The sequence below is a fragment of the Corynebacterium nuruki S6-4 genome (assembly GCF_007970465.1).
In the GTDB taxonomy this organism is placed as follows: domain Bacteria; phylum Actinomycetota; class Actinomycetes; order Mycobacteriales; family Mycobacteriaceae; genus Corynebacterium; species Corynebacterium nuruki.
This window is the reverse complement of the sequence record NZ_CP042429.1, coordinates 541443-552586: the sequence shown is the minus strand read 5'-3', so window position 1 is coordinate 552586 and position 11144 is coordinate 541443. Positions and strand designations below refer to the sequence as shown.

General features: G+C 71.0%; 9 protein-coding genes. 1 reads left to right on the top strand and 8 read right to left on the bottom strand.

The annotated features are described in order from the left end of the window. Positions 1-2 precede the first annotated feature (2 nt). From FSW06_RS02495 to aspS, 8 genes are all read right to left on the bottom strand, one after another. Complete coding sequence (locus FSW06_RS02495) at positions 3-470, bottom strand: prepilin peptidase (RefSeq protein WP_238525904.1); 468 nt, start codon at positions 468-470, stop codon at positions 3-5. 35 nt (positions 471-505) lie between these two features. Beyond that, positions 506-1411, bottom strand: coding sequence for a shikimate dehydrogenase (locus FSW06_RS02490; RefSeq protein WP_010118677.1), 906 nt, complete (start codon positions 1409-1411; stop codon positions 506-508). After that, positions 1408-2592, bottom strand: coding sequence for an endolytic transglycosylase MltG (mltG, locus tag FSW06_RS02485; protein ID WP_010118678.1), 1185 nt, complete (start codon positions 2590-2592; stop codon positions 1408-1410). The genes FSW06_RS02490 and mltG overlap by 4 nt, the downstream gene beginning before the upstream one ends. A 118-nt stretch (positions 2593-2710) precedes the next feature. Beyond that, positions 2711-3274: a Holliday junction resolvase RuvX gene (gene ruvX, locus FSW06_RS02480; protein ID WP_010118680.1), complete on the bottom strand. Its 564-nt coding sequence runs from the start codon at positions 3272-3274 to the stop codon at positions 2711-2713. Continuing rightward, positions 3274-5997 (bottom strand): alanine--tRNA ligase, encoded by a 2724-nt coding sequence (gene alaS, locus FSW06_RS02475; RefSeq protein WP_010118681.1) that lies wholly within the window; start codon positions 5995-5997, stop codon positions 3274-3276. Before alaS ends, ruvX begins: the two co-directional genes overlap by 1 nt. A gap of 48 nt (positions 5998-6045) precedes the next feature. Then, complete coding sequence (locus FSW06_RS02470; protein WP_010118682.1) at positions 6046-7398, bottom strand: replication-associated recombination protein A; 1353 nt, start codon at positions 7396-7398, stop codon at positions 6046-6048. 1 nt (position 7399) lies between these two features. Then, positions 7400-8641, bottom strand: a complete 1242-nt coding sequence (locus FSW06_RS02465) for a phosphotransferase family protein (RefSeq protein WP_010118683.1) — start codon at positions 8639-8641, stop codon at positions 7400-7402. A gap of 10 nt (positions 8642-8651) precedes the next feature. Beyond that, positions 8652-10454: an aspartate--tRNA ligase gene (gene aspS, locus FSW06_RS02460; RefSeq protein ID WP_010118684.1), complete on the bottom strand. Its 1803-nt coding sequence runs from the start codon at positions 10452-10454 to the stop codon at positions 8652-8654. Positions 10455-10716: 262 nt separating this feature from the next. Here aspS and FSW06_RS02455 point away from each other — a divergent pair, with 262 nt between their 5' ends. Further along, positions 10717-11031 carry a hypothetical protein gene (locus FSW06_RS02455; RefSeq protein WP_010118686.1) on the top strand — a complete coding sequence of 105 codons (315 nt, stop codon included), beginning with the start codon at positions 10717-10719 and terminating at the stop codon, positions 11029-11031. Positions 11032-11144 lie beyond the last annotated feature (113 nt).

The window sequence follows — 11144 nt, the reverse complement described above, 5'->3', positions numbered from 1 at the left end:
GGTCACCACCACCCCGTGCCGGAGAGCCCGACGACCGTCGCGGTGGCGAGGATCATGCCCGGGCCGTGCGGCAGGCGGTCGGTTCCCATCTGCCGGACGCCCGGCAGGACGAGTGTCCCGAGGGTCAGGATCCCGGACGCCGCGACCGCCGCGAACCAGCCGCCCGGTCCGGCGGCGGCCACCGCGGCGGTGCCCAGGGTCAGGGCGAGTTTCGCGTCCCCCCGCCCCACCCGCACCCGGCGTCCCGCCGGCCCCGGCAGCAGGTCGGGCACCACGCACACCAGGAACCATGCGGTCCCGCCGGCCACCGCCCACGGGTGTCCGGCGGCGATCACCGCGGCCGTCGTCACCGCCGCCGCGGGCAGGGTCAGCACATCGGGTAGTCGCCGGGACCGCAGATCGGTGACGATGAGCGCGACGGACCACAGTGCCGCCAGCACCGCGAGTCCCGCCACCATCGCCGCCCCCACGACACTCCCCCTCCGCTGGGCCTCACCCCGGGCGCCTACCCCAGCCCGAGATGTCCTTTCAGCAGAGAATACATGGCGGACGTCGATGTCGTCGCGCCGGTGAACAGCCGGAACTGTTCCACGCCCTGTCCGGCGAGCATGAGCAGGCCGTCGGCGGCGGGGCGTCCGGCCGTCCGCGCCGCGGCGAGCAGGTCGGTCGGGTACGGGTCGTAGATGACGTCGACGACCGCGGCCGCCCGCGCCAGGGCGGGTGCCACCGGTGCGGCAGCGGCCGCCGGGACGGTGGAGACCAGCACGTCGCAGCCGGCACAGACCTCCCCCAGCGCCGGATCGTCGAGCCGGGTCCAGGCGAAGGTCATGCCGTAGCCCTCGACGAGGTCGCGCAGCCGGAGCGCCCGGTCCGACCGAGCGATCACCTCGACGTGGCCGACACCGGCGGCGGCGAGCGCGGCGACGGCCGGCCGGGCCGTCCCCCCGTTCCCGACGACCGCGGCACGGCGCAGCGGGTTCTCCCCCGACACCGCGTCCAGGCAGGCGGCCACGCCGGCGACATCGGTGTTCTCGGCGCGCCACCGGCCCCCGCCCAGCGGGATGAGCGTGTTCGCGCTGCCCACCGCGGCCGCGCGGTCGGTGACCTCGTCGGCCAGCGCCAGCGCGACCGGCTTGCCGGGCATGGTGACCGAGAAGCCGCGGACGCATGCCGGCGCCGAGGCGGTCAGCTGCCGGAGCTCCCAGGTCTCCCCCGCCTCGACGCGGACATAGTCGAAGGACCCGGGGACGGCTGCGCCGGCGGCATCCGCCGCACCGCGGTGGATCACCGGGGACAGGGAGTGGGCGACGGGGCGGCCGAGGACGGCGCACAGCGGCGCGTCGGCGGGCCGGGTCGCCGCGAGGTCGAGGAACTCCGCGACGGAGTACACCGCCGGGCCGGCGGGGCTCATCGGTGGCTGTCCAGCACGCCGTTGGCGCGGGAATCCTCGATGGCCTTCTCGTGCTCGCCGAAGTCCCGGTTGAACACGGTGGTGCCGTCCTTGTCGACGGTGACGAAGTACAGCCAGTCACCGTCGGCGGGGTGCTCGATGGCCTTGACGGCGTCGATGCCCGGCGAGGCGATCGGGGTGTGCGGCAGACCGTCCATGGCGTAGGTGTTCCACGGCGTCTCGCGCTTGCGGTCGTCGTCGGTGGTCGCGACCTCCTGGGAGTCCAGACCGTAGTTCACCGTCGAGTCGAACTGCAGCTTCTGGCCTTCGTTGAGCCGGTTGAGGATCACCCGGGCGACCTTGTCGAAGTCGCCGGCGGGTGCCTCCCGCTCCACCAGTGAGGCGGCGGTGAGCATGTCGTAGGGGGCCAGGCCGACGGTGCCCGCGGCCTCGGTGAGGCCGGTGCCCTCGTAGACCTGGGTGGAGGAGGTGACGAGCTGGCGGATGATCTCCTGCGCGTCGGCGGTCGGGTCGAACAGGTGGACACCCGGGGAGATGAGCCCCTCGATGCGCCGCGGGTCGTTGCCCCGGTCGGTGACCTGCTGGACCGCCCAGTCCGGCACGCCGAGCTGGGCGGGGTCCGTGTCGGCGATGGCGCTGCGCAGGTCGTCGACGGTGACGCAGTCCTCGAGCCCGTCGGTGAGCCCCTCACGGCAGGAGTTGTCGGCGATCATCGTCAGGATGCCGGTGCGGGTCTCCCCGCCGACGACGGCCGTGTCATCGAGAGTGAGGCCGTTGGAGACGTCGACGACGCCGAGCCGGCGGTTGTCGTCGGTGAGCGCGGACATGGCGGAGGCCGCCGACATCTTCTGCTGCAGCGCGTAGTAGCCGGCCTCGACGCCGCGGTTCTTCCCGGACTTCTCGTAGTCCTCCGCGGCGTTGATCATCGCGGTCCGCGAGCCGACGACATCGTCGTCGAGCAGCTGGGGCACGAGGCCGTCGACCGTGTCCCCCTCCTCGACGCGGACGAGCACGACCTTGCCGTTGCCCTCCCCGTCGTAGTCCCGGTTCCCGAGGACCTCACGCTGGTAGTAGACGTAGCCGATGACGAAGACCAGCAACAGTACGAGGCCGAGGCTGATCGCGAGAGACCACTGCTTCCGGCGGCGGTACTTCGGTTCGGTGCTGGGCGTTCTCGGCATGGCTGTCGTCTCCGCGCCTTTCACAGTCGCAATGGTTATTCGGTCGTCACGTCAGGTGGCCCGGGCGGCCTCCCCCTGTCCTAGGGGGCTTCAACCCGCCCATTGTGTCACGAAACGGTCACGATTCGGAATCGGACACACCGGCGTCGGGGGTGACATCCTGTCGGGCGAGCCAGGCGCGGCGGGCGTCGAGCCATCCCTGCAGGATATGGACGGCGGCGGCCTGGTCGATCCGCGACCTGCCCTTCTTCTGGTTCACCCCGGACGAGTGCATCGCCGAGGTCGCCGCGACCGTCGACATGCGTTCGTCGACGAGGCGCACCGGGATGCCGCGGCGGGCACGCCCGATCTTCGCCGCATAGTTCTCGGCACGGCGGGTCGAGGCGGTCCGCCGGGAGTGCAGGCTCACCGGCAGTCCGACGACGACCTCGACGATGAAGTTCTCGTCGATGAGCTGCAGGACACGGTCGAACTCGGCGCCCGGCTTCGCACCGGAGGTCTTGTCCGCCGCGACAGTCTCCAGCGGGGTCGCCAGAATGCCGTCCGGGTCGGACAGGGCCACGCCGATGCGGACGGTGCCGACATCGAGGGCGAGGCGTCGCCCACGACCGGGGTCATCGGGTCCGGGCCGGTCCGACACGGGGGTGGCGTCGTCGGGGGTCCCGAGGGTGGAGCCGGACACTACTTGCCCGTCCCCCGCCCGGCGACGGCCTCGCGCACGATGCCGAAGCCGGCCTCGATGCCGGTGGCGTCCGAGCCGGAACCCTGGGCCATGGCTGCCTTGCCGCCGCCGCGGCCGCCCACCGCGGGGGCGAAGGCCTTGACGAGTGCCCCGGCCGACAGACCGAGGTCCTGGGCGGCGGTGGTGACGGCGACGATGAACGGCACCTTGCCGGAGTCCGGGTCGGCGGCGGCGAAGACGACCACCGCGGCGTCCGCGCCGAAGCGGCCCTTCGCGTCGTTGGCGATGGTGCGCAGGTCGCCGGCGGCGGTGCCGTCGGGGACGCGGGCGGCGACGAAGCGGACGCCGTCGAGGTCCACCGACTCCAGCACGTAGTCGCCGACCTTCGCGGTGAGTTCGGCGGAGCGGAACTGCTCGATCCGCTTCTCGGCCTCCTTCAGCCGGCTGCTCATCGACTCGACACGCTCCGGCAGCTCGGCGGTGGGGATCCGCAGCTGCGAGGCGACCGTGTCGGACATCCGGTGCAGGCCGGACAGGTACTGGAAGGACTCGGTGCCGGTGTAGGCCTCGATCCGTCGGACGCCGGAGCCCACGGAGGACTCGCCGAGGACGGTCACCGGGCCGATCTGGGAGGAGTGGGCGACGTGGGTGCCGCCGCACAGCTCCATGGAGAACGGACCGCCGATCTCCACGACGCGCACCTGGGCACCGTAGTTCTCGCCGAACAGGGCCATCGCGCCCATCGCCTTGGCCTCGTCGAGGCTGGTCTCGATGGTGTTGACGGTGTAGTCGGTGTCCACCGCCTCGTTGGCGATGGCCTCGATCCGGTGGATCTGGTCGTCGGTGAGCTGCTCACCGTAGTTGAAGTCGAAACGCAGGTAGCCGGGCCGGTTCATCGAGCCGGCCTGGACCGCGGTCGGGCCCAGCACCTGCCGCAGGGCGGCGTGGATGAGGTGGGTGCCGGAGTGCGCCTGGCGGGCCTTGTGGCGCCAGGTGTGGTCGACGGTCGCCTCGACCGAATCGCCGACGGCGAGTTCACCGCCGGTGACGGTGACGTCGTGCAGCCAGACCTTCTTGCCGGTCTTCTGGACGTCCTCCACCTGCGCCACCCCGCCGGGGCCGGCGATGGTGCCGCGGTCGGCGAGCTGTCCGCCGGACTCGGCGTAGAAGGGCGTCTGGTCGAGGATGACCTGGACCTGGCTGCCCTCGGCGGCACGGTCGACGAGGGCGCCGTCGCGGACCAGGCCGATGATGCGGCCCTCGGCTTCGGTCGAGCCGTAGCCGAGGAAGCTGGTGGGCTGGTTGTCGACGAAGGGCCGGTAGACCGAGACGTCGGCGTGGCCGTGCTTCTTGGCACGGTTGTCGGCCTTCGCGCGGGCCTTCTGCTCGGCCATGCGGGCGTCGAAGCCCTCGGTGTCCACGGTCAGTCCGGATTCGGCGGCCATCTCGACGGTGAGGTCGATGGGGAATCCGTGGGTGTCGTGGAGGGTGAAGGCGGCGTCCCCGCCGAGCACGGTGCTGCCGGACGCCTTGACCTGTGCCGCGGCGTCCTCGAACAGCCGGGTGCCGGACTCGAGGGTCTTGAGGAAGGCGGTCTCCTCGCCCACGGCGACGGCGCGGATGCGCTCCCACGCGTCGGCGATCTCCGGGTAGGAGGGGGTCATCGTCTCGCGGACGGTGTCCATGAACCGCTCCATGGTGTGGCCGGTCGCGCCGAGCAGCCGGGCGGAACGGATGATGCGGCGCAGCAGGCGGCGCAGGATGTAGCCGCGGCCCTCGTTGCCGGGGGTCACGCCGTCGAGGATGAGCATGAGGCCGGTGCGGGAGTGGTCGGCGATGACGCGGAAGCGGATGTCGTCGGTGTGGGCGGCCGCGTACTCCGGATCGTCCTCGGCGAGCTTCTCGCTGCGGCCGTAGGTCGCGCCGGTGAGTTCCTCGGCGACCTTGATCACCGGGGCGAGCAGGTCGGTCTCGTAGACGTTGTCCACGCCCTGCAGGATGCAGGCGATGCGCTCGACGCCCATGCCGGTGTCGATGTTCTTCTTCGGCAGCGGGCCGAGGATCTCGAAGTCGTCCTTGCCGATCCCCTTGCCCCGCTCGTTCTGCATGAACACGAGGTTCCACAGCTCGATGTAGCGGGTGTCGTCGACGACCGGCCCGCCGTACTCGCCGTAGGCCTCACCGCGGTCGTAGTAGATCTCCGAGCACGGGCCGCAGGGGCCGGGCACGCCCATCGACCAGTAGTTGTCCGCCATGCCGAGGCGCTGGATGCGCTCCTCGGGCAGTCCGATCTTCTCGTGCCAGATCTGGGCGGCCTCGTCGTCGTCGAGGTAGACGGTGACCCACAGCCGGTCCTTGTCCAGGCCGAAGCCGCCGTCCTCGACGGAGTCGGTGAGCAGCGACCAGGCGTGGGTGATCGCCCCCTCCTTGAAGTACTGGCCGAAGGAGAAGTTGCCGGCCATCTGGAAGAAGGTGTTGTGGCGGGTGGTGATGCCCACCTCCTCGATGTCGAGGGTGCGCACGCACTTCTGGATGGACGTCGCGGTGCCGTTGGGGAACGGCGGGTTCTGCTGCCCGAGGAAGTAGGGCTTGAAGGGCACCATGCCGGCGTTGACGAACAGCAGGTCAGGATCGTCCAGGATCAGCGAAGCGCTGGGCACCTCGGTGTGTCCGGCCTTGACGTAGTGGTTGATGAATCGCTCGCGGATCTCATGCGTCTGCACGGTGTTGGGAACCTTCTTGCTTGTTTCGGGGCTTTACCGGGAAAGAGTCTACCCGTCGCCACGCACGATCCCACGCAGGGTCTCGAGGGTGACGCCGACCCGGCGCTCGTGGCCGTGGTCGGTGGGACTGTAGTAGCGGGCGTCCGCCAGGTCGGCGGGCAGGTAATCCTGCCGCAGGACGCCACGGGGGTCGTCGTGGGGATAGCGGTACCCCACGGCGTTGCCGAGGGATTCGGCGCCGGAGTAGTGGCCGTCGCGCAGATGGGCCGGCACCACCGCGCCGCGGCCCGCCCGGACGTCGGCCAGCGCCGCGTCGATGCCGGTGATCACCGAATTCGACTTGGCGGCGGTCGCCAGGTACACCGTCGCCTCGGCCAACGGGATGCGGCCCTCGGGCATGCCGATGAAGCTCACCGCCTGGTGGGCGGCGACGGCGGTCTGCAGGGCCTGCGGGTCGGCCATGCCGATGTCCTCGGCGGCGTGGATCACCAGCCGCCGGGCGATGAACCGGGGGTCCTCCCCCGCGTCGATCATCCGGGCGAGGTAGTGCAGGGCGGCGTCCGGGTCGGAGCCGCGGATGGACTTGATGAAGGCGCTGGTGACGTCGTAGTGCTGGTCACCGTCGCGGTCGTAGCGGGCCACGGCCCGGTCGGTGGAGCGCTGCACCACCTCGAGGGTGACCTCGGCGTCGCCGTCCTCCACCGTCTCGGCGGCGGCCTCGAGATAGGTCAGTGCCCGCCGGGCGTCCCCGGCCGCCAGTGCGGTGAGCTGGTCGCGGGCCTCCGTGGTCAGCGTGATGCGGCCGCCGTAGCCGCGGTCGTCGTCGACGGCGCGCTGCAGCAGTGTGGCGATGTCCGTCGGTGCCAGCGGCTTCAGCTGCACCAGCAGGGAGCGGGACAGCAGCGGGGCGACGACCGAGAAACTCGGGTTCTCGGTCGTCGCGGCGACCAGCAGCACCGTCCGGTTCTCCACGGCGGCCAGCAGGGCGTCCTGCTGCGTCTTCGAGAACCGGTGGACCTCGTCGATGAACAGGACGGTGGACACCCCGTCGCGCAGCCGGTCACGGGCGGCCTCGATGACCGCGCGGACCTCCTTCACCCCGGAGTTCAGTGCGGAGAGGGCCTCGAAACGGCGTCCGGAGGAGCCGGCGATGAGTGAGGCGACGGTGGTCTTGCCGGTGCCCGGCGGGCCGTAGAGGATGACCGAGGACTCACCCCGGCCGTCGATGAGCCGGCGCAGCGGCGAGCCCTCGCCGAGGACGTGGGACTGGCCGACGACCTCGTCGAGGGTGCGGGGCCGCAGCCGGACCGCCAACGGGGCGTGCGCCCCGGGGTGGAAGTAGGCGTCCGCCGACCGCGAGGGCGGCGGCGGGTCGGCCTGCTGGTCGAACAGGTCGGCCATGTCAGCGGATCTGCGGGTAGGCGCCGAGACCGGCGAGCTTCTCCAGGAGACCGGCCGCGAAGCCGGTGACATCCGGGTACCGGGGGTCGTCGGGGTTCTCCTCGGCGGCGTGCAACGAGAACCGGCGGATCGACTCGATCGTCGTCGCCAGGTCGGCGAGGTGGGTCTCCGGCATCCGGTCGAGCCGGCGCGCACCCTCCTCCGCACCGCCGGCGTTGGCGATGACCGCCAGGGTGCCGTGGTACAGCAGCGACAGGCTCATCAGCGCCCAGCCGATCAGCGAGGTCACGAGGGCCCCCGCGAGTTCGTTCTCCCGGCGCACGTCAGGCCACACCGCGACGACCTCGGAGCTCCACGCGTCGATGAACTCGCGGATCTCCCCGTCGTCGAGCAGCGGGGTGGCCGTGTCATGCGGGAACCCGGCGACGACACAGGCGACGTCGGAGACGATGTCGCGGAAGCCCGCCCACTCGAAGTCGAGGAAGTCGACCCGGTCGGTGAGCATGATGTTGTCGGGGGTCAGGTCGAACGGGGTGAACGCGCGCAGACGCGACCGCTGCTGCCGCTGCCCGGCCTCCGCCGCGAACTCCGCGACCGTGTCGGAGACCTCGATGCCGCTGCGGCGCAGCAGCCCGAGCCCCTGCTCCACCAGCGCCGCGACGTCGACGTCACGCTCGTCGACCCGGTCGGCCGGCAGACCGTGCCGGGAGTACTGGCGCCGGTTGAGGGTGTTGAAAGCCTCCTCGCCGTCGGCGGTGGCGACCTGCATCCGGCCGAGGGCGCGGCCGAGCTTGCGCAGCGCCGACCGGCGCTTCTCGTCCCCGTCGACGGAGAGGATGTCGGCGTAGCTGGTGCCGTCACCCGCGTCGGAGAGCACCATCACGCGCTGGTCGATGTCGTGGGCGAGCAGCAGCGGCCCCGGCCGGTTCTCCTCGGCGAGGGTGTTGGTGTACTGGTATGCGACGACCTCACGGATCATGGCCGCCTCAGCGGCTTCAGCGGCCTCAGCCATTTCGGCGGCCTCGGCGGTCGCCCCGTCGGACGCCGTCGCGTCGACCGGCGGGAGCTGCTTGATGACCACGGTCCGCTCCTGGAGGAACGGGTTCGGGGTGACCTTGACCCGCAGCACCACGGACTCGGAGGACCCGCCGAGGTCCTCCGGGTGGGTGAGCTCCGGAGTGCCTCCGAACCGGTTGCCCAGCAGGTGGGCGGCCCGGTCGAGGACAGCGTCGATACTCAGCACAACGGATCCTTTAACTGTTGGTCGGGGCAGCCGCGTCAGCCTTCTTCGGCTTGACGTCGAGGCCGGCCTCCTTGCGCTGCTGGGCGGTGATCGGCGCCGGCGCGTCGGTCAGCGGGTCGACGCCGCCACCGGTCTTCGGGAAGGCGATGACGTCGCGGATCGAGTCGTAGCCGCCGAGCAGGGAGACGATACGGTCCCAGCCGAAGGCGATGCCGCCGTGCGGCGGGGCGCCGAAGGCGAAGGCGTCGAGGAGGAAGCCGAACTTCTCGCGGGCCTCCTGCTCGGTGATGCCCATGACGGCGAAGACCCGCTCCTGGACGTCGCGCTGGTGGATACGGATCGAGCCGCCGCCGATCTCGTTGCCGTTGCAGACGATGTCGTAGGCGTAGGCCGTGGCCTCGCCCGGGTTCTCGTCGAAGGAGTCGATCCACTCCGGCTTCGGGGAGGTGAACGCGTGGTGCACGGCGGTCCAGGACGAGTGGCCCAGGGCGACGTCGCCCTCGGCGGTGGCGTCCGCGGCGGGCTCGAACAGGGGCGCGTCGACGACCCAGGTGAAGGCCCAGTCGCCGTCCTTGATGAGGCCGAGCCGGTCGGCGATCTCGTTGCGGGCGGCACCGAGCAGACCGCGGGAGGGCTTGACCTCACCGGCGGCGAAGAAGATGCAGTCGCCGGGCTTCGCGCCGACGTGGGCGGCGATGCCCTCACGCTCGCCGTCGGTGATGTTCTTGGCCACCGGGCCGGACAGGGTGCCGTCCTCGCCGACGAGGATGTAGGCGAGGCCCTTGGCGCCGCGCTGCTTGGCCCACTCCTGCCAGGCGTCGAGGGTACGGCGGGGCTGGGAGGCGCCGCCGTCCATGACCACGGCACCGACGTAGGGGGACTTGAAGACGCGGAAGGTCGTGTCCTTGAAGAACTCCGTGCACTCGGTGATCTCGATGTCGAAGCGCAGGTCCGGCTTGTCGGAGCCGTACTTCTTCATGGCCTCGGCGTAGGTCATGCGCGGGATCGGCGTCTGGATGTCGTAGCCGATCTCCTTCCACACGGCGGTGAGGATCTTCTCGGCCAGGGCGATGACGTCCTCCTGGTCGACGAAGCTCATCTCCACGTCGAGCTGGGTGAACTCCGGCTGCCGGTCGGCGCGGAAGTCCTCGTCGCGGTAGCAGCGGGCGATCTGGAAGTAGCGCTCCATGCCGGCGACCATGAGCAGCTGCTTGAACAGCTGCGGGGACTGCGGCAGGGCGTAGAAGCTGCCCGGGCGCAGGCGGGCCGGGACCAGGAAGTCGCGGGCACCCTCCGGGGTGGAGCGGGTGAGCGTCGGGGTCTCGATCTCGGTGAAGTCCTGGTCGAGCAGGACGCCACGGGCGGCCTGGCTGACCTTCGAACGCAGCCGCAGGGCGCGTGCCTGGCTCTCGCGGCGCAGGTCGAGGTAGCGGTACTTCAGGCGGGTCTCCTCGCCGACCTCACCGCCGGTCGTGTCCTCGATCTGGAACGGCAGCGGCGCAGCCTCGTTGAGGATCTCGAGGTCGGAGACGTTGACCTCGATGGCGCCGGAGGCCAGGTTCGGGTTCGCGGAGCCCTCGGGGCGGGCCTCGACGATGCCGGTGACCTTGATGCAGTACTCGCTGCGCAGCGCGTGGGCGCGCTCCGCCACCTCGTTCTCGCGGAAGACGACCTGGGCGAGTCCGGAGCGGTCCCGCAGGTCGATGAAGATCACCCCACCGTGGTCCCGGCGGCGGGCGACCCACCCCGTGAGGGTGACCTCCCCGTCGATGTCGTCGGAGCGAAGTTCGCCGCACAGATGCGTCCGCAGCACGTCGCGTTGTCCTTTCGGTGATGGGCCTGGGATGTCCCGGCCGTGGGGTCGGGAGGTCGGGTGCGCGCAACGGGTGGGCGCACGCATGTCGGCTGCCAATGGTACTCCCCGCACCGCCGCCCTCGCCGGGGTGCCCCCGACGGCGCGGGGAGAGGTTCCGGCACGATCCCGATACCGGCCCGGGGGCGGGTCGGGCAACCACCCCCGGCCCGCCGCCCGCTACCGTTGGGGGCGACAGTTCGACCCCGACAGGAGAAGATCCATGACCGACAACACCGGACGCCAGTCCGCCCGCCATCCGGATTCCGACGGCGTCCCGGACGAGATGACCGTCGAGGACGTCATCGTCACCCCGCTGGACCAGCGGGACCCCTACCGCCTGTTCTGGGTGAGCAACCAGGTGATCCTCGCGGTGTCCTTCGTCTTCGCGGTCATCGCGATCATCACCGGGATCGCCGTGGACAGTGACGGCGTGTGGATCAGCGGCATGCTGTCGCTCATCGTGAGCATGCTGTCCATCGTGGGACTGCTGCTGTCCCGGATCGGCAGCGACCTCAAGAGCGCGAACGTCACCTAGTCGCCAGTCCCGGCCGGCACCGGACCTGGGACTGAGTCCGGCCCCGGCCGGCACCGGTGTCGGTTTTCCGAACCCGGAGGTCGGTCCTGTCCCGGGGCGGTTGGGTTCACGAA

Excerpts from the sequence above, each read along its gene's own strand:
- FSW06_RS02490 (WP_010118677.1), bottom strand. The coding sequence starts at position 1,411 with ATGAGCCCCGCCGGCCCGGCGGTGTACTCCGTCGCGGAGTTCCTCGAC.
- mltG (WP_010118678.1), bottom strand. The coding sequence starts at position 2,592 with ATGCCGAGAACGCCCAGCACCGAACCGAAGTACCGCCGCCGGAAGCAG.
- FSW06_RS02470 (WP_010118682.1), bottom strand. The coding sequence starts at position 7,398 with ATGGCCGACCTGTTCGACCAGCAGGCCGACCCGCCGCCGCCCTCGCGG.
- FSW06_RS02455 (WP_010118686.1), top strand. The coding sequence starts at position 10,717 with ATGACCGACAACACCGGACGCCAGTCCGCCCGCCATCCGGATTCCGAC.